Origin of the sequence: Natronorubrum amylolyticum (assembly GCF_052040145.1) — an archaeon.
GTDB lineage: Archaea > Halobacteriota > Halobacteria > Halobacteriales > Natrialbaceae > Natronorubrum.
The window spans coordinates 480,081-501,756 of record NZ_JBPPFW010000001.1; the positions used below are offsets into that span (position 1 = coordinate 480,081).

25 protein-coding genes are annotated in these 21,676 nt (G+C 65.6%); 12 read left to right on the plus strand and 13 right to left on the minus strand.

The genetic code is table 11. The annotated features are described in order from the left end of the window. Window positions 1-16: 16 nt before the first annotated feature. Window positions 17-187 carry an HVO_0758 family zinc finger protein gene (locus tag ACSFDB_RS02425; protein WP_175529254.1) on the minus strand — a complete coding sequence of 57 codons (171 nt, stop codon included), beginning with the start codon at window positions 185-187 and terminating at the stop codon, window positions 17-19. A 317-nt stretch (window positions 188-504) separates the two neighbouring features. Here ACSFDB_RS02425 and ACSFDB_RS02430 point away from each other — a divergent pair, with 317 nt between their 5' ends. From ACSFDB_RS02430 to ACSFDB_RS02440, 3 genes are read left to right on the plus strand one after another with little or no spacing between them, the layout of a single operon-like run. After that, on the plus strand, window positions 505-1,677 hold the full coding sequence (locus ACSFDB_RS02430; protein ID WP_440769451.1) for a glycosyltransferase family protein: 1,173 nt from the start codon (window positions 505-507) through the stop codon (window positions 1,675-1,677). 26 nt (window positions 1,678-1,703) lie between these two features. After that, complete coding sequence (locus ACSFDB_RS02435) at window positions 1,704-2,183, plus strand: DUF7109 family protein (protein WP_440769452.1); 480 nt, start codon at window positions 1,704-1,706, stop codon at window positions 2,181-2,183. Between the two features lie 34 nt (window positions 2,184-2,217). Further along, window positions 2,218-2,811, plus strand: a complete 594-nt coding sequence (locus tag ACSFDB_RS02440; protein ID WP_440769453.1) for an NUDIX hydrolase — start codon at window positions 2,218-2,220, stop codon at window positions 2,809-2,811. A 47-nt stretch (window positions 2,812-2,858) separates the two neighbouring features. Here the strand turns inward: ACSFDB_RS02440 and ACSFDB_RS02445 are convergent, their stop codons facing one another. Beyond that, a complete protein-coding gene (locus ACSFDB_RS02445; RefSeq protein ID WP_440770171.1) occupies window positions 2,859-3,545 on the minus strand; it encodes a DUF502 domain-containing protein in 687 nt (228 codons plus the stop codon). Window positions 3,546-3,751: 206 nt separating this feature from the next. On the opposite strand from ACSFDB_RS02445, the gene ACSFDB_RS02450 reads away from it, so the two are divergent. The 3 genes from ACSFDB_RS02450 (at window position 3,752) to ACSFDB_RS02460 (ending at window position 6,566) form a co-directional block, all read left to right on the plus strand. Next, window positions 3,752-4,531 (plus strand): DUF7388 family protein, encoded by a 780-nt coding sequence (locus tag ACSFDB_RS02450; RefSeq protein ID WP_440769454.1) that lies wholly within the window; start codon window positions 3,752-3,754, stop codon window positions 4,529-4,531. A gap of 80 nt (window positions 4,532-4,611) precedes the next feature. Further along, window positions 4,612-5,376: a creatininase family protein gene (locus ACSFDB_RS02455; protein ID WP_440769455.1), complete on the plus strand. Its 765-nt coding sequence runs from the start codon at window positions 4,612-4,614 to the stop codon at window positions 5,374-5,376. Beyond that, a complete protein-coding gene (locus ACSFDB_RS02460) occupies window positions 5,373-6,566 on the plus strand; it encodes an NAD(P)/FAD-dependent oxidoreductase (protein WP_440769456.1) in 1,194 nt (397 codons plus the stop codon). Before ACSFDB_RS02455 ends, ACSFDB_RS02460 begins: the two co-directional genes overlap by 4 nt. Before the next feature lie 28 nt (window positions 6,567-6,594). Here the strand turns inward: ACSFDB_RS02460 and ACSFDB_RS02465 are convergent, their stop codons facing one another. Together ACSFDB_RS02465 and ACSFDB_RS02470 are read right to left on the minus strand one after the other, a co-directional pair. Beyond that, the gene (locus ACSFDB_RS02465; protein ID WP_440769457.1) at window positions 6,595-7,056 is read right to left on the minus strand and encodes an Hsp20/alpha crystallin family protein; all 462 of its coding nucleotides are present in this window, start codon (window positions 7,054-7,056) and stop codon (window positions 6,595-6,597) included. Window positions 7,057-7,224: 168 nt separating this feature from the next. Further along, the gene (locus tag ACSFDB_RS02470) at window positions 7,225-7,383 is read right to left on the minus strand and encodes a DUF7559 family protein (RefSeq protein WP_440769458.1); all 159 of its coding nucleotides are present in this window, start codon (window positions 7,381-7,383) and stop codon (window positions 7,225-7,227) included. Window positions 7,384-7,573: 190 nt separating this feature from the next. Between ACSFDB_RS02470 and ACSFDB_RS02475 the strand changes: the two genes are divergently transcribed. Both ACSFDB_RS02475 and ACSFDB_RS02480 read left to right on the plus strand, forming a co-directional pair. Next, on the plus strand, window positions 7,574-9,298 hold the full coding sequence (locus ACSFDB_RS02475) for a radical SAM protein (RefSeq protein ID WP_440769459.1): 1,725 nt from the start codon (window positions 7,574-7,576) through the stop codon (window positions 9,296-9,298). A 171-nt stretch (window positions 9,299-9,469) separates the two neighbouring features. Then, on the plus strand, window positions 9,470-9,874 hold the full coding sequence (locus ACSFDB_RS02480) for a TRAM domain-containing protein (RefSeq protein ID WP_006092272.1): 405 nt from the start codon (window positions 9,470-9,472) through the stop codon (window positions 9,872-9,874). Window positions 9,875-10,124: 250 nt separating this feature from the next. On the opposite strand, the gene ACSFDB_RS02485 is transcribed toward ACSFDB_RS02480, so the two are convergent. The 4 genes from ACSFDB_RS02485 to ACSFDB_RS02500 all read right to left on the minus strand — a co-directional run bounded on the left by ACSFDB_RS02485 (window position 10,125) and on the right by ACSFDB_RS02500 (window position 12,863). After that, a complete protein-coding gene (locus ACSFDB_RS02485) occupies window positions 10,125-10,889 on the minus strand; it encodes a geranylgeranylglyceryl/heptaprenylglyceryl phosphate synthase (protein WP_440769460.1) in 765 nt (254 codons plus the stop codon). Between the two features lie 79 nt (window positions 10,890-10,968). Continuing rightward, window positions 10,969-11,643, minus strand: a complete 675-nt coding sequence (locus tag ACSFDB_RS02490; RefSeq protein WP_440769461.1) for a YkgJ family cysteine cluster protein — start codon at window positions 11,641-11,643, stop codon at window positions 10,969-10,971. A gap of 29 nt (window positions 11,644-11,672) precedes the next feature. Next, window positions 11,673-12,467, minus strand: coding sequence for an MBL fold metallo-hydrolase (locus ACSFDB_RS02495; protein ID WP_440769462.1), 795 nt, complete (start codon window positions 12,465-12,467; stop codon window positions 11,673-11,675). 114 nt (window positions 12,468-12,581) lie between these two features. Further along, window positions 12,582-12,863, minus strand: a complete 282-nt coding sequence (locus ACSFDB_RS02500; protein WP_440765647.1) for a MarR family transcriptional regulator — start codon at window positions 12,861-12,863, stop codon at window positions 12,582-12,584. Window positions 12,864-13,189: 326 nt separating this feature from the next. On the opposite strand from ACSFDB_RS02500, the gene ACSFDB_RS02505 reads away from it, so the two are divergent. Continuing rightward, window positions 13,190-13,897 (plus strand): class I SAM-dependent methyltransferase, encoded by a 708-nt coding sequence (locus ACSFDB_RS02505; RefSeq protein WP_440769463.1) that lies wholly within the window; start codon window positions 13,190-13,192, stop codon window positions 13,895-13,897. 172 nt (window positions 13,898-14,069) lie between these two features. Further along, a complete protein-coding gene (locus ACSFDB_RS02510; RefSeq protein ID WP_440769464.1) occupies window positions 14,070-14,975 on the plus strand; it encodes a glycosyltransferase family 2 protein in 906 nt (301 codons plus the stop codon). Between the two features lie 20 nt (window positions 14,976-14,995). Here ACSFDB_RS02510 and ACSFDB_RS02515 read toward each other — a convergent pair whose 3' ends face one another. Next, complete coding sequence (locus ACSFDB_RS02515; protein ID WP_440769465.1) at window positions 14,996-15,784, minus strand: enoyl-CoA hydratase/isomerase family protein; 789 nt, start codon at window positions 15,782-15,784, stop codon at window positions 14,996-14,998. Window positions 15,785-15,857: 73 nt separating this feature from the next. After that, window positions 15,858-16,637, minus strand: coding sequence for a DUF7839 domain-containing protein (locus ACSFDB_RS02520; RefSeq protein WP_440769466.1), 780 nt, complete (start codon window positions 16,635-16,637; stop codon window positions 15,858-15,860). Window positions 16,638-16,935: 298 nt separating this feature from the next. On the opposite strand from ACSFDB_RS02520, the gene ACSFDB_RS02525 reads away from it, so the two are divergent. Next, window positions 16,936-17,436 (plus strand): hypothetical protein, encoded by a 501-nt coding sequence (locus ACSFDB_RS02525; protein ID WP_440769467.1) that lies wholly within the window; start codon window positions 16,936-16,938, stop codon window positions 17,434-17,436. Between the two features lie 335 nt (window positions 17,437-17,771). Here the strand turns inward: ACSFDB_RS02525 and ACSFDB_RS02530 are convergent, their stop codons facing one another. Both ACSFDB_RS02530 and glmU read right to left on the minus strand, forming a co-directional pair. Then, on the minus strand, window positions 17,772-18,614 hold the full coding sequence (locus ACSFDB_RS02530; protein ID WP_440769468.1) for a hypothetical protein: 843 nt from the start codon (window positions 18,612-18,614) through the stop codon (window positions 17,772-17,774). A 131-nt stretch (window positions 18,615-18,745) separates the two neighbouring features. Further along, a complete protein-coding gene (glmU, locus tag ACSFDB_RS02535) occupies window positions 18,746-19,927 on the minus strand; it encodes a bifunctional sugar-1-phosphate nucleotidylyltransferase/acetyltransferase (RefSeq protein ID WP_440769469.1) in 1,182 nt (393 codons plus the stop codon). A 152-nt stretch (window positions 19,928-20,079) separates the two neighbouring features. On the opposite strand from glmU, the gene ACSFDB_RS02540 reads away from it, so the two are divergent. Next, entirely contained in the window at window positions 20,080-21,210 is a 1,131-nt protein-coding gene (locus tag ACSFDB_RS02540) for an outer membrane lipoprotein-sorting protein (RefSeq protein WP_440769470.1), read from the plus strand. Between the two features lie 94 nt (window positions 21,211-21,304). Here the strand turns inward: ACSFDB_RS02540 and ACSFDB_RS02545 are convergent, their stop codons facing one another. Then, complete coding sequence (locus tag ACSFDB_RS02545; protein WP_440769471.1) at window positions 21,305-21,508, minus strand: hypothetical protein; 204 nt, start codon at window positions 21,506-21,508, stop codon at window positions 21,305-21,307. Window positions 21,509-21,676 lie beyond the last annotated feature (168 nt).

A 21,676-nucleotide genomic window follows, 5' to 3' on the forward strand; every position in this document is an offset into this window, starting at 1 on the left:
GTCAAAAATGAGACGACTACCGAATTTCCTTCCACTCCGCGGCGCAGTCCGGACAGATCCGAACGGTTTTGATCTCGTTCGGGTCGTTCTCGGTCTTCAGAGGTTTTTCGCAGTCACCACAGACGAGCCGATCGTACGTGTCCTTCTCGAGTTCGCCTTCGCGGAGTGCCTTCCGGACTGATTTCATGTTCGCCCCCTACGAAGGTGGGGGAGAAAAAGACCGGTGCTTAGTTCGAGCTCGTGTCGTCACTGATCCAACAGTTTTCCTGCAGTGAGTGTCGGTTCGAAAGAAGCGATCGGGTTCACGACGATCAGACGAACGGGTCGATGGCAGTGTGCGATAGGCTCACAGCGTCTCGTGGCCCACCCGGGACCGACGGTCGACGACACGCCACAGTCGATGGGTTTCGCTCACTCGACTCTCCGACGGCACACCCGACTCCCCTCGCGGTCTATCTGGCCGGAGTCGTGGGCGTTTTACCAGTTCGGCCGAACACTCCACCGATGGAGTACGTACAGGAGCGGATCGCGACGCTCCACGCATTCGGTGGGAGTGGGGGGTCGGGTGGCAGTCTCGCCCGCGACGCCACCGAGGCGGTCGCCGAGACCACCGTCGTCGTTCCGATGACCGCTCGTGAACATGAGAACCCTGCCGCCGAGCGCGTCCTCTCGGAACTCGAGACCCTCGAGCCCGCCCCGGCCGCCGTTATCGTCCCCGTTCGAGCCGACGCCGACGAGATCGATCCGTTTCGGCGGTGGCTCGAGTCGTTCGCCCTGCCGATTCGGGTCTGTTGGTGTAACGCGCCCGCGGTGGAGACGTTGCTCGCGGACGCGGGGCTGGCGAACGGCTTCGGCAAGGGACGAGACGTCTGGCTCGCACTGGGCCCCGCCGCCGAGTTCGGCGAGTACGTCGTCGTCCACGATGCCGACGCTCGGAGCTACGAGGCCGCACACGTCCGTCGGCTGCTCGCCCCGCTCACCGCGGAGTTCGAGTTCTCGAAGGGGTACTACGCCCGCGTCGAAGACGAGCAGCTCTACGGGCGACTGTTCCGGCTGTTTTACGCGCCCCTCATCCGAACGCTATCGGCCGATCACGACGCGCCCGTCCTCGACTATCTCGAGGCGTTCCGGTACGCGCTAGCCGGGGAGTTCGCCGCCACCGCCGACCTCGCCCGAGCGCTTCGTGCGCCGCGCGCCTGGGGGCTCGAGGTCGGCACGCTCGGCGACGCCTTCGATCACGCCGGCTTCGACGGCACCGCGCAGGTCGATCTCGGCCGTCACGAACACGACCACCGTGCGGTCGCCGGCGACACCGGTCTGGAGGGGATGAGCCGCGAAGTCGCCGCAGAGCTACTGCGCGTCCTCGAGGAACGCGGCGTCGATCCCAACTACGAAACGCTCGGAGAGCGATATCTCGCGGCCGGCGATCGGCTCGTCCAGCAGTACGGCGCCGACGCGGCGTTCAACGGACTCTCGTACGACGCGGCGAACGAACGCGATCAACTCGCGCGCTACGCGAACTCGATCGCCCCACCCGGCCCCGACCGACGGCTGCCACGATGGCGCGACGCGCCGTTCGAACCGAACGAGGTGCTCGAGGCGGCCCAACCGTGGCAGGCGAGCGGACCGACCGGTCCGCGCCGATCCGAGCGGATCGACACCGGCGCACAAGACTAATCTGCCCACCCTTCGTTGTGGCGGGTATGAACGCGACCGCCGACGAACTGGCAGGGGTCGTCGACCTCTTCGGCGGGCTGACCCGACCGGAACTCGAGCGGGCGCTCTCGGAAGCCGCGTTCCGCGCTGACGGCCAGTCCGTCGACGAGTCGGCGCTCGAGGCGGCGATCGACGACGCCCTCGAGAGCTTCGCCCTCGTCGAGTACGAGCGGCGCGTCGACGACGAGCGACAGTCCCTGCTGGTCGCCGGCCCGACAGCGTTTCCGTCGGTACCCGACCACGCCGAAGACGTCCCGCACATCCTCGATATCGACCGCCGTCGACTCGACCGCGACGCCCTCGGCGAGCGAGTTTACGAACAGTTCGTCGACGCCACCGAGACGGCCGTCGATGCCGACGACGACGATCGAACCCGCCACCTGCTCGACGTCAGCTACGACGTCGAAGCGTGGGCACCGGTCGACCTCGCGAGCGAGCGCGACCAACTGGAGGCGAGCCTCGAGTGAGTCGCCGAGCACCCTGAACGCGGACGAACACCCAATGTCACAGAAGAGACTGACCCTGGAGCCGGTCGCGAGCCACGAACCGCTCGAGATCGACGACCAGGAATACGACGCGGCCGTCCTCGCGCCGGTCATCGAGCGCGACGGCGAGGATCACCTGCTGTTTACCCGGCGGGCCGACCACCTCGGCGAACACCCCGGCCAGATGAGTTTCCCCGGCGGCGGCGCCGAACCCGTCGACGAGACGATTCTGGATACCGCACTCCGGGAGTCGAACGAGGAGATCGGGCTCGAGCCCCGGGAAGTCGAGGTCGTCGGCCAACTGGACGACATTCGGACGATCACGGAGTACGCGGTCACGCCGTTCGTCGCCCGCGTCCCCGACCGCGAGTACGTCGGCGACGGTAACGAGGTCGCCGAGATCGTCGTCCTGCCGCTGTCGGGGCTGCTCGACCCCGACAACTACGAGTACGAACGGCGGGATCACCCCTACTACGGCGACGTCGTCATCCACTACTTCCACGTCGACGGCTACACCGTCTGGGGGGCGACGGGGCGAATCCTCGTCCAGTTGCTCGAGTTGACGACGCCTTTCGAAGCGCCCGAGGGACTCGACCGAACGCACTACTGATCAGTTCGGCCACTCGGGAGGAGTCGCCAGCCGTTTTCCGAGCCCGATTACTGCTGTGGCGGCTTCCCGTCCGACTGCATCTCGCCGACGACGGAGATCGACGCGTCGTCGAGATCATGCTCCGCGCGGTCCGCGTCGCCGAAGCCGGCGCTCACAACGCGCGTCAGCGCTTCCTCGACGCTCTCGTCGAGTTCGGTGATCTCTTCGGGTGCGACCTCGAGAACGAATCCAGTCGTGATGTTCGGCGACGTGGGCAAAAAGAGGAGGACCCGTCCGTCCGACGAGGTGCGGCCCGTCTTGAACGCCGTCATCCGCAGTCCGCCCCAGGTATCGATCTTGACCGGCGTCTGGAGGACGTCTCCCGTCCCGATCGTCGTCTCGGTGGCCGTCTTCGAGGCGTTGTAGACGACGCGGATGACGGGGACGCGGTTCGCCAGATAGTCGACGATTCCCTCGAACACCTCGCCGGTCGTCGTCTCGGTCGTCTGGCCGATGACGTACATCGCGAGCGCGAGGGTTGCGATGAACGCCAGCACGCGGAGGAAGCCGGCGAGTTGCTCGCGAGCGTACTCGCCGAGCCACGGGAGGAACACCTCGAGCGTCTCGGCGTTGAGCAGGATACCCGGGGTAAAGCCCGCGATGAACGAGTAGAGCGTGTAGACGATAAACAGCGTCACGAGGACGGGCCCGATAACGATGAGTCCGCGTCCGAAGTCCCCTTTCACCGAGTCCATTGCTCCGCTCACAGTCTGAGTCAGGGTCCCCTCCTACGAGTAGATTGTGGACTCGCGGCGACCGAAATCGAACCCGCGTCCGGAACGCCAGATTTTTGCGCGCCGGTCGCAGAAGACGTCTATAGTCGCGCAGACGCCGACACTCGCGAGCCGCCGATCGACGATGGTTCGGCGGTTCGCCGCTGCGTCGCGCGAGTACGCCACCGATGTTAACTACGAGCACCGTCTCCCGCGCCGGACTCGACGCGATCGCCCTGAAACCCGCCGAGTGTGACGTTTCGGCCGCCGAAGCGCTCCCGGTCGAGACGATCGCGATCGACTACGAAGGACGGGACCATCTGCCCACCCGCGAGACCCTGACGTCGCTCTCGAGCGACGTGAACGTGTTAGTCACGACGCCCGTCCGGGCCGACGGCTTCGACCCGCTGGGGGACGACTCGATCGCTGCGGGTCTCCCGGATGCAGTCGGCCGCGTTCTCGTCGCGGGCCACCCCGCCTACCTCACCGACGAGGAACGGGATCGGGCCGTCGCGCCCCGCCTCGGTGCTGCCCTCGAGACCACCCCCGACGCCTGGGTCGGCACCGAGAGCGTCGAGCGAATCGCGATGGCGACCGGCGCAACCCAGTACGACCTGCTCTCGCGAACGACACACCGAGAGCTCCGCGCGCTCCGATCGGCCGGGTTCGACGGCGATATCGCCGTCTACGCGCCGACGGTCCTGACCGACGACGAGGATCGCATCCTCGAAGCGGTCGGGGAGTACGTCTCTCGTCGACGGCCAGTCGCGCGGGCGCTGCCCGACGACGCCGCGACCGGTGCGAGCGCAACCGGACGCGCTCGAGAGATCCTGCTCGAGGCGGCCGACGACTACGCGCTCGCCGGGACACCCGACAACGTCTGCGCACAAACCGACGCACTCCGTGAGGCCGGCGCATCCACGGTCGTCGGCTACCCGGCGCAGGGCCTCGAACTGTTTCTCGAGTAAACCCCAGGACGACGGTCCTCGAGCCGTCCCACGCGTCGAATCACCAACAGTATAAGTAACGGGGACACCCAGCAGTGCGCATGTCACTGCTCGCCGAACACACCACGACGACCGCAGCCGAGGCGCTCGAGCGGGCCGAGGTCGCGGTGCTCCCGACGGGGAGTACCGAACAGCACGGCCCGGCGCTGGCGCTCGGCATGGACCACCTGGCCGCCGAAGCGTTCGCCCGGACGGCCGTCGATCGCGACGATGCGGTCGTCCTGCCGACGATTCCCGTCGGCGTCAGCGAACACCATCGCCAGTTCGATGGCACGCTGTACGTGACCGCGGAGACGTTCGAACGCTACGTCGAAGAAACGATCTCGAGTCTCGCCGCACACGGCGTCCAGAAGGCCGTCGTCGTCAACGGTCACGGCGGGAATTCGGATGCGTTGCGACGGGCCGCACGCACCCTGCGCGACGAGCGGACGGCGTTTGCGCCGCCGTGGAACTGGTGGGACAGCGTCGCAGACGTCGCCGACGACCTGTTCGACGAGGAAGGGGGTCACGCCGACGCGATGGAGTCGAGCCTGCTCTGGCACCTCCGCGAGGACCTCGTCGATCCGGACGCGCTCGAGGCCGCCGAGGCCGGCGCGAGCGAGGCGTGGGGCGAGTCCGTCCACGGCGCCGCGCTCGGCTTCGACACGATCGACTTCTCCGAGAGCGGGGCGGTCGGTCGGCCGACGCAAGCCGACCCGGAAGCGGGAGCGCAACTGTTCGATGCCGGCCGAGACCAGTTGCACGCGCTGCTCGACTGGCTCGTCGATCGACCGCTCGAAGACTGCTGGCCGCGTGATCACAAATGAGCGGGAATCGCAACGGCGAGGAACCCGAGCTCGCCGTCGGCGCGGACGCCTTCGTCCAGTCGGGTGCCGGCCTCGAGGTCGCCGTCGTCGGCGCGGGAGCCGTCGGCGCCACGACGGCCTACGACCTCGCACGGGAGGGTGCCGACGTCACGCTGTACGAGAAGGGGGCGATCGCGAGCGGCTCGAGCGGCCGCGCGGCGGGCGTCTGCTACGACGCCTTCGCGGACCCGCTCGACGCCGAGATCGGGACCGAGGCGATCGAACGGTTCCGCGACCTCTCGGGCGACGACACCTTCCCGTTCGTCGAGTGTCCGTACGTCTGGCTCGCCCGCGAGGGAGATTCGGAGCGCGCCGACGCGATCCGCGAGCAGGTCGGGCGGATGCAGGAGCACGGCATCGTCGCGCTCGAGGCCGACGCTGAGGCACTCGAGGACCGATTCCCGACACTGCGAACCGACGACGTGGCCGTCGCCGGCATCGCAGGCGGGGCGGGCTACACGGACCCCGCGACGTACACGGCCTGTCTCGCCGCCGCGGCGAACGGGGCCGGCGCGACCCTCGAGCCGGATACCCCGGTGCAGGTTCGCGCCGATCCCTCGCGAGTCGTCCTCGAGGACGGCACCGAACGCGAGGTCGACGCGGTGGTCGTCACCGCCGGCGCGCACACGAAACGGCTCCTCGCGGATGCCGGCGTCTCGATCGCGATGAAACCCTACCGGGTGCAGGCGCTCGTCGCGAGCGGCGACCTCGCGGAACCCATGTGTTACGACGCGACGGACTCGTTCTACCTGCGGCCACATCCCGACGGCTTGCTCGTCGGCAACGGGACGGAGTACGTTGAGGCCGATCCCGACGACTACGAGCGCGACGCCGATGCCGACTTCGCCGAGGGGCTGCTCGCACGCGTCGAACATCGACTCCCCGACGCGGATCTCGAACTCGAGCGGGCGTGGGCCGGCCTCTGTACGGCGACGCCGGATCGGGACCCGCTGGTCGGCGAGCTACGGGACGACCTCTACGTCGCGACCGGCTTCCAGGGCCACGGCTTCATGCGCGCGCCGGCGATCGGCGAGCGACTCGCGGAACAGGTACTCGGCGACGACGGAATCGATGCGTTCGATCCCACACGGTTCGACGGCGACGAGTCGTTCGAGATCGTCGACGGGATGTCGATCGAGTCGGAACCGTAATTCGAGGGCAAAACAGAGCGGAGACGACTCAGTCGTCGACGGCGATTTCGTCCGCCTCCGGCGTCGACGCGGGCTCGGCGTCGGCGTCGTGCTCCGATTCTTCCGTCTCGATCGAGGAATCCTTCGGAATGTCGATGCGCAGCGTGCCGGTTTCGGTCAGCGTGGCCTCGCCGGCGTCCGGATCGACGACGGCGTCGTTCGGCAGTTCGGCCTCGCCGTCGAGTTCCATCCCGCGGCCGGGAAAGCGCATCTCGTAGCCGTCGCGGAACTGGCGGAACCGCTCGATTCGAATCTTGACGTTTCCTTCCAGATAGCGGACCTGTACGTCGTCGGGTTCGGCACCCGGCGCGTCGAAGACGACCTGATAGCTCGTCTCGTTCTCGAGGACGTCGACGGGCAGCGAGCGGTGTTGCTGGACGCGGCCGTTCGCGCGGCCGACCTGTCGGTAGAGGGCGTTACCGATCGACTTGCGGAGGTTGCTGGGGCTCATGGGGCGTCACCTCTGAATGCGGGGCTGGAGACCGCAACGGAGACCGTGAGGAGGGTCGAGGACATGGCTTACCATCGGCTACACTAGCCCCATTCATATCTCTTTTGATAGAACAAAATAAACGTCTGACGAGTTCCGCGTTCACGAAACTCCGGCGGCGCCGTGAAGCTACAGTTCGACGCGCTCGAGAGAGTCGCTATCCCCGCAAACCGGACACGAGAGGTCGGTTACCTCGATGTCGTCCGGGACGTCGTACGTGTAGTGGTTCTCGAACAGGTCGAGAAAGCAGTCCTCCGCGGTACAGACGAGTTCCTCCGTCGGTGGCATACCCTCTCTTGGGTCACGACGACTATCAACGTCCGGGTTACGGAACCGTCGGTTCGACGCTACTGGCTTCGGCTACTCGCCGTACGAACTGCACCCGCGAGCGGGGAGCGGTTCATCAACGACGACCCTGAGGTGGACACGTTCGTTCGGTGTAGTCACCGTTTTACCACTCGAGGCGCTACCCGACGATATGACTGACCCCGAGACGCTGTCGGTGACGATCGTCGACGGCTACGTCGACGAGCCCGCCCACTTCGGGGTGCCGCCGTACATTTCGACGTACCCGCGATACGCGGCCGGCGCACTCGTCGACGCGGGAGTTCCGCGCGACCGGATCACCTACCACACGATCGATCGGCTCCGCGACGAGCCCGATTACTGGCGGGACGTCGACGAGGCCGACCTGCTGCTCTATTTGGGCGGGATGACCGTCCCCGGCAAGTACGTTGGCGGCACGCCCGCCGAACCGGACGAAGTGCGAAAGATGGCCTGGACGGCGAGTGGCACGACCCTGATGGGCGGTCCCGTCAAGTTCGGCGTCGGCGACGAGAACGCCGGCGCTACGGAGACCGAACGGGACGATCTTGACTTCGATTTCGTCGCCAAAGGCGACGTCGAGGCCGCCGTCTACGACCTCGTCGAGAGCGGTCTCGAGGGGTTCAACAACCGGATGCGCGACGTCGACGAGGTGTCGCGGTGGGCCCAGGAGGGGGCGTTCATCGTCGAGCAACACCCGAACCACCCGGACCACCTCATCGCGGAACTCGAGACCTCGAGAGGCTGTGCCTACCGCTGTTCGTTCTGTACGGAGCCGCTCTACGGCAATCCCACGTTCCGGCCGCCGCCGTCGGTCGTCGGCGAGGTCGACGCCCTCTCGGACTACGGCGTCAAACACTTCCGAATCGGCCGGCAGGCCGACATCCTCGCCTACGGCGGCGACGGCGAGGCGCCGAACCCCGACGCCCTCCGCCAATTGTACAGCGGCATCCGGGAGGTCGCGCCGGACCTCGAGACGCTCCACCTCGACAACATGAACCCGATCACGATCGTCGAGTGGCCCGAGGCGAGTCGCGAGGGGATCCGGATCATCGCCGAACACAATACGCCGGGGGATACGGCCGCGTTCGGGCTCGAGTCGGCTGATCCCATCGTGCAGGAGGAGAACAACCTGAACGTCACCGCCGAGGAGTGTTTCCAGGCGGTCAAAATCGTCAACGAAGAGGCGGGCTGGCGACCCGAGGACCGCTCGGAGACCGAGGGAGTGGACAACGGTCCGCCGACTCGGCTGCCGAAGCTCCTGCCCGGAATCAACCTCTTACACGGTCTCAAAGGCGAGCGCGAGGAGACCTACGAGCGAAATCGCGAGTTCCTCCAGCGCGTCTACGACGAGGGCTACATGCTCCGGCGGATCAACATCCGGCAAGTGATGGCCTTCGACGGCACCGAGATGAGCGATACGGGCGCCGCGATCGCAAACGAGCACAAACAGCTGTTCAAGCGGTACAAGACGCGGGTCCGCGAGGAGATCGACCAGCCGATGCTCGAGCGCGTCGCCCCGCCCGGCACCGTCCTCCCGAACGTCCACCTCGAGTATCACCAGGACGGGAAGACCTTCGGCCGCCAGCTCGGCACCTACCCGCTGCTCGTCGGCATCCCGGGCGAGCGCGAACTCGAGCGAACGATCGACATCGCCGTCGTCGATCACGGCTACCGCTCCGTCACCGGCGTCCCCTATCCGCTCGATCTCAACGACGCCTCGATGGACGAACTCACCGCCATCCCCGGAATCGGGGACCGAACCGCGGGCGACATCGTCGTCAATCGCCCCTACGAGACCGTCGCGGACGCCGACCTCGAGACCCAGTTCGATCTCTCGCAGTTCGTGACGGCGCGCGGGCTCGAGCACGCGCGGTGATCAACGCCTCGAACGACTCCGTTCGGCTCTCTCGAGCCGATTCAGTCCATTTCCCGGCCGTACGGTATCTGTTACCGTCCGACGTCCGTACTTTCTTTCAACTGTTCAGACGCCCGATCTGTCGGTAGTTCTATTACGTATGAGCATAAGAGGTGAAATCGAGGGTCTACTGTGGAAATATCTGAAAAACTCCTGTGTCTGTTCAGTGCGGACGTTTCAGCAGAGGAGGATCGTTACGTCATCGAAGTACCACGTCAAGAGGTCGAAACCGGCGACATCGACCCGGAAGAAGTGTATCGAGTCGCACTCATCTCACGGGAGGAGTCGACCGAGACCGAGGAGACGACGGCCCAGCCACAGACGGCACCGTCGGAACCGCAGCCACCGGTCGACGTCGGCGAAACGCGCTACGTCGAGATCGAAGACATCGGAAAGCAGGGGGACGGTATCGCTCGCGTCGAGCGCGGCTACGTCATCATCGTCCCCGGCGCCGACGTCGGCGAACGGGTCAAAGTCGAAGTCACCGAGGTCAAATCGAACTTCGCCGTCGGCGAGATTATCGAAGAAACGTTCTAGAAACCACCTTTTTTGCGCGATCGGTCGGCGAAGCCGACCAGAGCGCAAAAATCTGAACCAAAAAGCCGAGCGCTCCTCGCGAGGCGAGGGAGCGCTCGGAGTTCTCGTGAGCGCACCGCACGAAGGAGAGCCAGCGAGACGCTTCCCGACTCGCGTGAAACGGCGCGCAAAGTGCGACGTATGCTGGGCGCTCCACCATCTCGAGTCCTTCCCGAACGCCTTCGTTGACGTGTCCCGGTTTCCCGAGCCGTCACCTCGGAATCGTCTTCCGAAACGTCTCCGGATCGTCGTGGAAACAGTCGCCGACGACGACGGCGTCCGCGCCGGCCTCGAGGATCTCCATCGTCTTCGCCTGACTGTCGATGCCGCCGCCGTAGAGGAGCGTGGTGTCCTCGAGGTACCGCGCTGCGGCCGCGACGTCCTCGGGACCGCCGTAGCGACCGGAGTACTCGACGTAGAAGATCGGGAAGCCGTAGAACGCCTCCGTCGCGAGCGCAGCGCCGGCGACCTCGTCGGGCGTGTAGGTGGTCTCGACGCCGGAGGTGGTCGCCGCCGCGGAGTCGAGGTGCTGGACGACGTAGCCCTCGCCGATCAGACTCGTCGCGAGTTCGGCGACTGCGTCGACCCCTTTGGAGGCAACGAAGTCGCCGACGACCGGGAGCCCGGCCCCGAGGAGTTCCTCGGGGGTACGTCCGACCTCGGTGAAGAGATCGACGTGCTTGCCCACGAAGTGGTCCCGATCGCCGTTGTAGACCGCCGGAACGGCGACGAAGTCCGCAGCGTCGATCGTCTCTCGCGAGACGTGGGCCGAACTGTACGGCTCCTGAAAGACGGGTACCGACGGAAGCGCGTCGTCGATCGCTCGGATCGCCTCGAGCGTGTTCGTCTCCGTGACGTCGTCGGAGCCGCCGACGATCACCAGATCGGTGCCCTCGAGCACCCCGAGATCGGCCGGCAACGGCTTTGCGGGATCGACTTTCGTGATGTGGGTCACCCCGTCCCAGTCGAGTGTCATGCAGAGGCCTTCGAAGAACGGTCTCAACTCCCTGTCGGTTTCGCGGTCGGTCGGAGATCGATCCCTGTTGGATGACGATTCAGTCGTCGAGCGGCGTCCCGTCGATCCGTTTCGCCCCCTCGGAGTCGTGGACGACGACCTCACCAGGGGCCGGTGGGGCTGGCTCGTACGTATCTCGGACGGCGATGGCCTCCTCGAGTTCGCGTACGGCGCGCTCTTTCAGCGCGCGCGCGAGGTCTTCGGCGTCCTCGCGGGAGATGGCTCGACCGAGCCCCTCGCACTCGTGGGCGCGGACGACGCCTTCCGTCTCAACGGCTTCACCCATCGGTTGGCTGGTTCCCGCCAGTGCGACGCTGAACGGGTAGGTGCGACAGATCAGTGGTCGATCGTCGTGGGCAGCGCAGGCACCGGTCCCATCCTCATCCTCCTCGTAGAAGGTACAGTCCCCACAGCTGTCCGTCTGGAGCGCCCACTCGAAGGTCTCACCCTCGAAGCCACCGTCTTCGGTCTTCGACAGGCCGTACGGCATGGGGCGAGCGACGTCGCGCCAGTCGTACTCGCCCTCGTAACTCTCGCTTGCCTCGAGGTCGCGAACCTCGTCCGGAAACACCGTCGCAGTGTGTTCGTCCTCGCCGTGGCCCTTGCAGCAGGCCCCACAGCGGGTACATTCGAAGCCGATCGACTCGATGGCGTCCGCGAGGTCGTCGACGGCGAGCTGGCGGGCGTCTTCGAGTTCGGCCTCGAGCGATTGCACACCGAATACTACCCGCGAGGGCGGAAAAGTCAGTCGCTCCGCGGAGCCGGCGTCGCGCGCTCGCCATCCCATCGGACGCGACCCTCGACATCGAGTTTCTCGAGGTGGGCCACGACGGTCGCCCGCGCGAGATCGCGGACGCCCGAGAGGTCCTTCTCGTAGGCCGCGTTGAGGATCGCCTCAAGCGTGTCCGCACCAGCGTCGACGGCCTCGAGAATCTTCCCTTCCCGACGCTTCCGGTGGGTGAGCAGTCGCTCGAGGGTCTCTCGTGGCACGTCGATCTCAGGCCCGTGACCGGGATGGAGCGCCGGCGGGTTGGCCGCCCAGAGGCGACGGAGGGTCGTCACGTAGGCGCGCATATCGCCCTCTGGCGCACCGACGACGACGCTGCCCTCGCGGACGGCGCAGTCACCACACAGGATCGGTCCGTTGCGGCCGGCCTCGAGGGCGACGTGGTCGGGCGCGTGGCCGGGCGCGTCGAGGACGCGAACGCGGTCGTCACCGAGCGGAATCGTCGTCCCCGGGGAAAACGTTCGGTCGGGATCGACACCGGTCGCCTCGCGGAAGCGTTCCGCGCGGCCGTACCGCGCCCAGACGGTCGCGTCCGTTTGTGCGGCGTACGATTCGACGGCACCGACGTGATCGGGATGGGTGTGCGTGACGAGAATGTGCTCGATGTCGCGGTTACGGACCGCTCTATCGAGTTCGTCGGTTCGCGCCGCGGGGTCGACGAGCATCGCGGACTCGTCGCCGAGCAGATAGGCGTTGGTCGCCCCGCCCGGTGCGCGCGTCGCGACCGGAATCGCCAGTCGAGTGAGATGCATATCTCGAGCGTTGGGCCGGGCGAAAAAGTGTGTATCGGCGGGTCGGGTCGACCGACGCCGGCGGACCACCCCAATCCGTACCCCCGTACAGATGTGGACCGGGCTGCCAGGCGGTCAGTGTTTGAGGAAGTAAACCTGTTTGCGCGCGTCGCGGAAGCTGTATCGGGAGCCGACGAGACCGACGTCCTCGAGGCGGTTGAGCGCGTAGCGGACGGTTCGGTCGGGCAGGAGCGACTCCTCGGCGAGCTGGCCCTGCGAGAGCGGCGAGTCGGTCTCGAGCACTTTCGCGACCAGTTTCGCACTCGGCGGCAGGTCACGGAGGCGGTCGCGGTATTCGTCCGCTGAGAGGGTTTCTTCGGCAGCACCGGCACGGTCCTCGGCTGTACTCATGCTCATACCTACCACAGCGGAATGGCCAGTGGTAAAGCTTCCCTATATGTAGATACGAATAGTCCAGTTTGTATAAGGAGTATGAATGAGGTATTAACACAGAACGTGCATCCCATCGCAGTCTTCCGATTGTAGTTATATACTGGGTCGCTGGGAGTCGATTCCCCAGCGAGCGAACGTCCGTAGTCACCGTCGTCTGACTGTCAATTCGACGGATCAGTTTCGACGAATCGTTGGCACCGCTCGGCTTGATTCGGGCCACCACCCGCGTGTCCACTCGCCGATAGACTCCAGTATCGTTTTATCCTCCGGCTACTGTAGTTGCGCCCAGTGTGAAAGGACAGGAGTGGTACCAGGCCGACGACGTCGCCGAGGAGTACGACGACAAGCGATTCTCCCAGGGCGGACAGCTGATCGACCGCCGGGAGAAAGCAGCCGTCCTCGAGGCCATCATGCCCGTCGAGGACCGGAACATCCTCGAGATCGCCTGTGGTACCGGGCGGTTCTCGGTGATGCTCGCCGAGCAAGGCGCCGACGTCGTTGGACTCGATATTTCGGCGGCAATGTTACAGCAGGGCCGGAAGAAGGCCCAGAACGTCGAACTCGAGGGAAGCCTCGAGTTCTTGCGAGGTGACGCGGGACGGCTTCCGTTCCCGGACGACCACTTCGATACCGTCGTCGCGATGCGGTTTTTCCACCTCGCGGACGATCCGAAGGCGTTCTTAGCAGAGATGCGTCGCGTGTCGCGCGAGCAGATCGTCTTCGACACGTTCAATCGGTTCAGTTCGCGCAGTATCTACAACTGGGCGCTGCCGATGGGGTCGCGACTCTACTCGAAGAGCGAAGTCGCCGTCTTGCTGGCCAAGACGAACCTGACCCTGGTCGACGTCGAAGACGACTTCATCGTCCCCTACGGCTTCTACCGGTCGATTCCGAACGTGCTCGCCTCACCGATCCGGACGATCGACGAGACCATCGGAAAACTGCCGGTCACCGACCATCTGGCGTCGGTTTCCTACTGGAACACGCGGGTTCGCTGACGGCCGCCTGCGGTCGTCGGCAGCCCTGTCTCGGGTTTTCCTAGCCGTTGGGTTCTCTCTCGAAGCCACGTGTTTCTTGTTCGATACGTGTGAACGACTTGAGACGATGCAGTGATCGTCACTCGGCGGGAAACCCCCCTGTTTTTACTACCGACGAACGCTACCACAGAGTATGGAGCTCTCGGTGGTGGTATCGACGCTCAACGACCGGGAGCAGTTAGTATCGTCTCTCGACGCGCTCGCGGAGCGAGCACCGCCGTCGACGGAAGTCATCGTCGTCAACGGACCGTCCTCCGACGGGACGACCGGCGTCGTTCGCGACCGCACCGACGTGGACGTGCTCGTCGAAATCTCCGAGCGAAATCCCAACGTCTCGAGAAACGCGGGTCTCGGAACGGCAACCGGCGACGTCGTCGCCTTCCTCGACGGCGAGTACGCGATCGAACACAGCTGGTACGAGGCCGTCGAACGGTCGATCGCCGACGGCACGGACGTCGTCACCGGTCCCGTTACGGGTGGCGGCACCGATTACGAGCTTCGAAAGCCACGATCCATCAAGGGTCGCAGCGTCACGCACTTCGACGGCGACAACGTCGCGTTCGACCGGACCGTCCTCGAGGCGCTGGACGGATTCGACGAGTACCTCGAGGTCGACGGCGAGCGAGACTGCGCCCACCGCGTGGCGGGTCTCGGCTTCGACGTCGCCTGGGACGCGGAGATGGCCGCCAGATGCGAGGTCGGGACCGACGGCGGACGGACCGACCCCGACTGGGGAGGGACCTACCGCTCGCTGTCCTACCGACTCGCAAAGAACTACGGACCGCGACCGACGGTTCTCGGCCGAACCGTCGGGAGCGCGCTCCGCGACGGGTTCGCGAGCATTCGCGGCGTCGTCGCGGGAGAGGAGAAGCCGACCGGGTGGGTCTCCAACGGTACCGACGTCGTCAGCAACGCGGCCCGCGGGCTGGGAGACGGCCTCCGCGCTCGCTACGCCGACCGGTCGGCACAGCGAAATCCGAACGGGCTGTCAGTGCGTCACGACCGGGCGGTGCAGTTGTACGACCGTCGCGAAGAGTGAGCCACGCTGCCGCTGAGTTCTCACTCGCCGCGAAACGTCGGTTCTCGATCCTCGAGTCGCGCCTCGAATCCCTCGCGGTAGTCGTCGGTGTCGTCCAACTCGTACCCTAACTGCCGTTCGTAGGCCAGTCCCTGCTCGAGGGGCATCTCGAGGGCTGCGTTGAGCGCCTGCTTGGCGTTTCTGAGGCCGAGCGGCGCGTTTGCGCACAGTTCGTCGGCAAAGGCCTTCGCTCGCTCGTCGACGGCATCGGTGTCGACGATCTCGTGAACCAGTCCCATCTCGGCGGCGTCCTCGGGGTCGACGAACTCGCCCGTCATGACGATCTCCTTCGCGTTCGAGAGGCCGACCAGTCGCGGCAGACGCTGGGTCCCGCCGCCGTGAGGAAAGGTGCCGAGTTTGACCTCGAGCAATCCGTACGTCGCCTCGCAGCCGATGATCCGGAAGTCACAGGGGAGCGTGAGTTCGAACGCCCCCGCGGGCGCGGCGCGTTTGATTCCGGCGACGACCGGCTGACGCGTCTCCTCGATGGTCTCGAGAAGTTCGGGAAAGACGTCGCGATCGATCTCGGAGTCGGGTTCGACCCGGTCGCGCATCATCTCGAGGTCCATGCCGGCACAGAAGACGGGCCCCTCTCCGAGCAGCGTCGCCGCGCGGACGTCCTCGTTCGCGTCGACGCGTTCGAACGCCTCGGTCAGGTCGCACATGAGGTCGACCGACATCGCGTTTCGCTTGTCGGGACGGGAGAGGTAGACGTCCGCACGCGTGTCGTTCCAGTCGATCGCCGCGAGTCCGGTGCCGATGGATTCCATGTCCGTGCGGTCCACTGCCAGCACTATAACGTCGGTGACGCGTGACGTGTCTACCCGCGGCCGCCGACCGCGCTCAGGCCTCGAGCACTTCGTAGGAAACGTCCGCGTCTCGAAGCGTATCCGTGACCCGGCCGACTTCGTTGGTGGTGGCGACCGCGGCCACCTCGAGGCCGCGTTCGGCGCCCTCGGCGGCGACCTCGCCGGCCGCGAACGGGACGGTCGGATCGCTGCCGGCCTGTCGGCAGGCGACGACGGCCTCGACGCCGGCGGCGACGACGAGATCCGACTCCGCACAGTGTGCCGAGAGCGCCGCCGAGTCGACGGCGCGACTCCCGCCGGTGCGAACGGCGGGGATCTGCAGGACGGTGACGGAGCCCGGCTCGAGTTCCATGACGCCCTCGAAACTCGTGACGCCGACGTCGGTACCGGCCTCGGCGTCGGTCGTCGCGACGCCCGTCGCCGGCCCCTCGCTGCTGGGGGTCGCGTGGAGCAACCCGTCTCGAACCGAGAGCGTGACGGTGTCGCCCTCCGCGATGTCGTCGGTCGCGATGTAGGCCGCCTCGCTCATCGCCCCGAGCACGTCGCCCGTGACGTGGTCGGCGAACCGGCGCACGTCGTCGGCGGTCCGAAACAGTACGTCGACGCCTTCCGGCGTGACGCGGTAGCGCGAACGACCCTCCTTTTCGACGAGTCCGTCGTCGACGAGTTCGCGGATGTACTCGCTGACGGCCTGACTCGTCACGCCGACTTCCTCGGCGATCTCTCCCTGGCTGACGGCGGGCTGGCGCTCGGCGATCTGGACGAGGATCCGAAAGCGCGTTGCGGCCCGCTTGTTATCGAGGACGTCGACCATACGTCGATAGTTCGGCGAGGTCCCCAAAAAGGTACGCGGTCTCGGCGATCCGTTCTCGACGGGAGAATTCGGACCGCGAGGAGGCCCGGACCGCGAGAACGTCGAATCTGTCGGCGGATCACTCTCGCCCGAAGGAGGGTGTGATACTCTCGACTGGTGAACGGTGTGCAAGCGACGTTCATATGCGAGCGCGACCTCACAGAGAGATACGGAGTAGCGATCGATCCCCTCCACGGGACGGCGCTTCGATCCCCAACGGTCCCCCTCCCAGACGGGGAGACGGAGAGCAGACGAACGCATGCATCGACGAACAGCCCTCGCAGCGATCACCGGCGCTAGCCTGTCCCTCATAACGGGGGGCGCTACCGACTGGACTGCCACACCGCCCGCCACCGTCGGTGAACCCCTGACCGACGACACCATCGATCCGACCGATGCGACCGAACGGGCGGCGACTGATCTCGAGAGCGACGTTTCCTTCGAGGGAGAGGTCGTCGAGGTCGTCGAGTGCGGGCGGACCTGCCGGGAGGCCACCACGACCCTCACGAACACCGGCACCGACGATGCGACCGATGTTCAAGTCGCCGCCACCGTCACCGCCGGCGAGACGCTCGTCTGGGAGACCGACGAGGAGATCGGACGCCTCGAGGCCGGCGCAACCGTCACGCGGACCCAGCGGATCGATATCGACGTCGTGAGCGCTCTCGCGATCGAAAACAACGACCGAACGGTCACGATCACGACGACGGTCACCTCGGCACAGCGGACGGAACAGTTCGTCACCGAGACGACCGTGTAGTCCGGTGGCGACGCATCTCCAGTAGACTAATTACGCTCCACTCGAGCCAAGAGTACGTGGGCTGGGCTGCGGTTGACACACCATTATCACACACCACTGCGGTCCCAGCGCCCACACTGCGACTTCAATGCGGGAATCACGGCTAGCCGTCGGTATCGACCGAGCAGCGTTCCCGCTGTAGCGTAGTATATCGGTGTTGATGATAGTCTTTAACCCGATACGATTTGGCGGTGGCGGACGATCGAGCCACCGCTCCGTCCGGTGAAAATGGCGACAGTATCGCCGTCTTCGGTGACGAGCCCCGACACCTGTGCTAATCGGGCGGGATAACGAAGCTATTGTGTCGAACTCGAGGCCTGAAACTCAGTCTCGCCGGCCGTAATCGGTCTGAGAAGTCGACGAAGCAGCGAGTAGCAACAGCCGAAGACGAACCCGAAGACGAGCAGGCCGATCAGACTCTGCCAGTGAAGATACGGGAACGGCCGCGAGAGTTCGAAAAACCGCTGCATCCAGAGTGGGAGGGCGACGACGATTCCACACAGCCAGCCCACGACGGCGACCAGCATGCCGACCGAGATCCCGGCGACCGGATCGGTCGCCCGCATGGTTTCGTCCGCCAGCGCGATGATCGCCGCGATGCCCGCGCCGGTGACGATGCTCCACGCGAGCAGCAGCGTTGCCCCTTCACGGGCACTCTCGCGACCGTACAGCGTGGCGATGGACTCGAGCCGGTTCGTCGCGTACAGCCCGGCACCGAGGGCGGCCCCGGCGATCAGGGCCGCGAGCGCGACGCAGACGATGGCCGCGACGAACTGGGTGCCCCGCGACCCGCTCGCGGATCCGTTCCTACTCCCCGCGGCCGTAAACACGGTGATCGCGACCAAAAAGAGGAGTATCGAACCGACGATTAATTCGAGCGTCATCCCGGTCAGCGCCGGCTGATCGAGCGTATAGTGGAACGCGAACAGGTCGGCCCACCGCGAATCGTGGAGGGACTCGAGGGTACGATCGAGGACGGGGGCGACGTAGTGGACGTCCGGTGCGAGCCCCCAGAGACCGCCGGCGAGAATCAGCCACAACTGATACCGGCGAACGGTCTCGATTCGGAGCGCCACCGGCGCCGTCAGCAGGAGGAGGAGTGACGCGCCGACGAGAAAGTGGACGATAGCTGGGGCCATTGCAGTCGAAGTGAAGCGACCGTACGCCGGGGAACTCCTTTAGTAGCCTCGCCGTACAGCGCTCGAGCGGTGGTGGATTGTCGAGATGCGTGCTCGAATACAGCTCGACGAGTGATACGTCTCGTGTTCGGTTAGCGATCGCGATCGACCGTCTCACCGGGCAGCGTCGTCGCGCCGGTGTCGAGTTTCAGTCCGGGCGAGAGACTCGAGTTGATCCCCGTCTTCGCGCCGTCACCGGCGACGACGCCGAACTTCCGTCGACCGGTCGACACCCGCTCGCCCTTGACGGTGAACTCGATATTCCCGTCGTCGTGGCGGAGGTTCGCGACGTTCGTCCCGGCACCGAAGTTGACGTCGCGGCCGAGCACGCTGTCGCCGACGTAGGAGAGATGGCTGACCGACGCGTCTCGGGAGAGCACGCTGTTTTTCACCTCCGCAGCGTGGCCGACTTTCGCCCCCTCGTCGATCAGGGTCGCCCCGCGGACGTAGGCGTTCGGCCCGACGGTCGCGCCCGAACGGATCAGCGCCGGTCCCTCGACGACGACGCCCGGCTTCACCGTCGCGCCGTCCTCGACGACCACGTCGCCTTGCAGGTGGGCGTCCTCGCTCACGTCGCCGTCGATCCGGCGCTCGAGATCGCCGATCTTCCACTCGTTGGCCTCGAGCAGCTCCCAGGGTCGGCCGACGTCGAGCCAACGCTCGAGCGTGACGGGCGTGACGTCGAACTCGTCGATCACGCGAGCGACGACGTCGGTGATCTCGTGTTCGCCGCGCTCGCTTTCGGGGACCTCGAGCCATTTTTTGGCCTCCTCGGGGAAGGCGTAGGCCCCGGCGTTGGCGAGGTTCGTCGGCGGATCGGCGGGCTTCTCGACGATACCGGTGATCGAGTCGCCCTCGGTGCTGAGGACGCCGTAGTTGCGCGGCTCTGCGACTTCGATGGCACAGATAGCCGGACACTCGGTAAAGAGCCGATCGATCGCCGCGGGATCGTAGAGGTTGTCGCCGTTCAGGACGGCGAACGGACCCTCGATGTGCTCGCGGGCCGTGTTGACGGCGTGGGCTGTCCCGGCCTGTTCGGTCTGGACGGCGTAGCTGACGGGAACGCCGCGGTACTCCGCGCCGAAGTAGTCCCGAACCGTGTCGGCTTCGTAGCCGATCACGAGGACGATTTCGTCCGCTCCGGCGTCGACCGCGGCGTCGATAGTGTGGGCCACGAGCGGCCGGTCTGCCACCGGCAGCATCGGTTTCGGAACCGAATCCGAGAGTGGTCGAATGCGCGTGCCCTGACCCGCCGCGAGAACGACTGCTTTCATGTGTTTGGCTGTTCCACGAACCGTCGGATAAGCGATTCGCCTCCCGGAGGCGAGATTCCTTCCATTCCTGACAGCAATCGGCCGGGTGTTCCGGTCGAGAAAACGCGACTCCCGATTTATAAGGTCGGATTGCTGAAGTGAGACTGAGAACAATGAAGCGAGCACACGTTTCGACAGTAGTCGTCGCCCTTCTGTTGGTCACCGCCGGCTGTCTGGGCGCAGTGGGATCCGGAGACGACGACACGAGCGTCGACGACGATGTCGAAGAGGACCTGCCCGAAGAGAACCCGCCCGATGAGGAACTGCCAGATGCCGACGAGTTGCTCGAGGCCGCGCTCGACGCCGAATCGAACGTGGAGACCGTCCAGGGGATCCAGACGACGACGATAGACGACGGAACGGAGACCGTCACGACGACCCAGGAGGTCTGGGAACGAGGGCCGGATCAGTACCGGGCTGATATCGTCGAAACGAACGAGCCCGAACCGATCGACGTAGTGGTCGCCGACGGTTCGACGATCTGGATGTACGACGAGGCCGACAACGAGGCCGTCCGAATGGAGCTCGGATTCGACCTGGAGGACCAGGAGGCGCTGAACGACGGCTTCGTCGAGGCCTTCACGACCGATACGAACGCGTCGGTCGAGGGAACCGATACCGTCGCGGATCGCGACGTCTACGTCCTCGAACTCACCGGCGACGGCGACGACGCGCTCTACGAATCGGCGACGCTCTGGATCGACCAGGAGACCGACTACCCCGTGAAACAGGAGGTCACGCCCGCAGTCGGTGCGTCAGTGACGACGACCGTCGCGTTCGAGGAAGTCGCGTTCGACGAGGAGATCGACGACGAGGTCTTCGCGTTCGAACCGCCAGCGGACGCCGAGATCAGGGACTTCGACGAGCTCGTGCCCCAGCAGTACGCGGACGTCGACGCTGCCGATGCAGACGTCCCGTTCGATCTCCCTCGCCCGGACGTTCCCGATGAGTACACGCTCGAGAGCGTGTTAGCCGGAGAGAACATGGTGGGCTGGAGTGCGACGCTGCAGTACACGGACGAGGCGGGCTCGTTCCTGACCGTCGGCGTCGCCGACGAGGCTCAGGATCCCGTCTTCGAACCCGACAGCGACCCCGTCGAGATCGACGACGTCGACGCAACGATCCGAGAGGCCACCGAAACGAGGACGATCATCGAGTGGGAAGACGACGGACTCAGCTACACCGTCAGCGGGGAACTCACGGCAGACGAACTGATCGCCGTGGCCGAGTCGATCGTCGGCTGATCGCGCTCCTTGAAAACATCTTTTCGACGACACGGCGCCGATATCGGCAGCCGATAGCGAACCGAAACTGCCGCTGTGTGCCAGTTCTCGAGAGTCAGTACGCGATCAGCGAGAGGATCAACACGCCCTCGAAAACCAGGAAGGCGCCGATCGTTTTGAGCGTGCGCCGACCGAAGGCGCTCAGCTGCTCCTTCGCGAACATACCGAAGAGCGCCAGTCTGAACACCGTTCTGGGAAACAGGTAGACGAAGACGCCCACAATCGCTAACGCGACGCCGATTCCTTCGATAATCCCCATGGGACGGCTGATCACGCCTCGAGACTTTGGTTTTGCCCCGTTACGGCTGATAAGATGAGGCTACGTGGACGTTCGAACCGCGGTAGTGGTTGACTGAAGGCGGACCCGCCGCCCCGTTCGAAACGGACGACGGGAGCGTTCTGGATAGGGGTGGCGAACGGCGAGTCC

Coding starts and splice junctions, on each gene's coding strand:
- ACSFDB_RS02425 (WP_175529254.1), bottom strand. CDS start 187: ATGAAATCAGTCCGGAAGGCACTCCGCGAAGGCGAACTCGAGAAGGAC.
- ACSFDB_RS02430 (WP_440769451.1), top strand. CDS start 505: ATGGAGTACGTACAGGAGCGGATCGCGACGCTCCACGCATTCGGTGGG.
- ACSFDB_RS02435 (WP_440769452.1), top strand. CDS start 1,704: ATGAACGCGACCGCCGACGAACTGGCAGGGGTCGTCGACCTCTTCGGC.
- ACSFDB_RS02440 (WP_440769453.1), top strand. CDS start 2,218: ATGTCACAGAAGAGACTGACCCTGGAGCCGGTCGCGAGCCACGAACCG.
- ACSFDB_RS02445 (WP_440770171.1), bottom strand. CDS start 3,545: ATGGACTCGGTGAAAGGGGACTTCGGACGCGGACTCATCGTTATCGGG.
- ACSFDB_RS02450 (WP_440769454.1), top strand. CDS start 3,752: ATGTTAACTACGAGCACCGTCTCCCGCGCCGGACTCGACGCGATCGCC.
- ACSFDB_RS02455 (WP_440769455.1), top strand. CDS start 4,612: ATGTCACTGCTCGCCGAACACACCACGACGACCGCAGCCGAGGCGCTC.
- ACSFDB_RS02460 (WP_440769456.1), top strand. CDS start 5,373: ATGAGCGGGAATCGCAACGGCGAGGAACCCGAGCTCGCCGTCGGCGCG.
- ACSFDB_RS02465 (WP_440769457.1), bottom strand. CDS start 7,056: ATGAGCCCCAGCAACCTCCGCAAGTCGATCGGTAACGCCCTCTACCGA.
- ACSFDB_RS02470 (WP_440769458.1), bottom strand. CDS start 7,383: ATGCCACCGACGGAGGAACTCGTCTGTACCGCGGAGGACTGCTTTCTC.
- ACSFDB_RS02475 (WP_440769459.1), top strand. CDS start 7,574: ATGACTGACCCCGAGACGCTGTCGGTGACGATCGTCGACGGCTACGTC.
- ACSFDB_RS02485 (WP_440769460.1), bottom strand. CDS start 10,889: ATGACACTCGACTGGGACGGGGTGACCCACATCACGAAAGTCGATCCC.
- ACSFDB_RS02495 (WP_440769462.1), bottom strand. CDS start 12,467: ATGCATCTCACTCGACTGGCGATTCCGGTCGCGACGCGCGCACCGGGC.
- ACSFDB_RS02500 (WP_440765647.1), bottom strand. CDS start 12,863: ATGAGCATGAGTACAGCCGAGGACCGTGCCGGTGCTGCCGAAGAAACC.
- ACSFDB_RS02510 (WP_440769464.1), top strand. CDS start 14,070: ATGGAGCTCTCGGTGGTGGTATCGACGCTCAACGACCGGGAGCAGTTA.
- ACSFDB_RS02515 (WP_440769465.1), bottom strand. CDS start 15,784: ATGGAATCCATCGGCACCGGACTCGCGGCGATCGACTGGAACGACACG.
- ACSFDB_RS02520 (WP_440769466.1), bottom strand. CDS start 16,637: ATGGTCGACGTCCTCGATAACAAGCGGGCCGCAACGCGCTTTCGGATC.
- ACSFDB_RS02525 (WP_440769467.1), top strand. CDS start 16,936: ATGCATCGACGAACAGCCCTCGCAGCGATCACCGGCGCTAGCCTGTCC.
- ACSFDB_RS02530 (WP_440769468.1), bottom strand. CDS start 18,614: ATGGCCCCAGCTATCGTCCACTTTCTCGTCGGCGCGTCACTCCTCCTC.
- glmU (WP_440769469.1), bottom strand. CDS start 19,927: ATGAAAGCAGTCGTTCTCGCGGCGGGTCAGGGCACGCGCATTCGACCA.
- ACSFDB_RS02540 (WP_440769470.1), top strand. CDS start 20,080: ATGAAGCGAGCACACGTTTCGACAGTAGTCGTCGCCCTTCTGTTGGTC.
- ACSFDB_RS02545 (WP_440769471.1), bottom strand. CDS start 21,508: ATGGGGATTATCGAAGGAATCGGCGTCGCGTTAGCGATTGTGGGCGTC.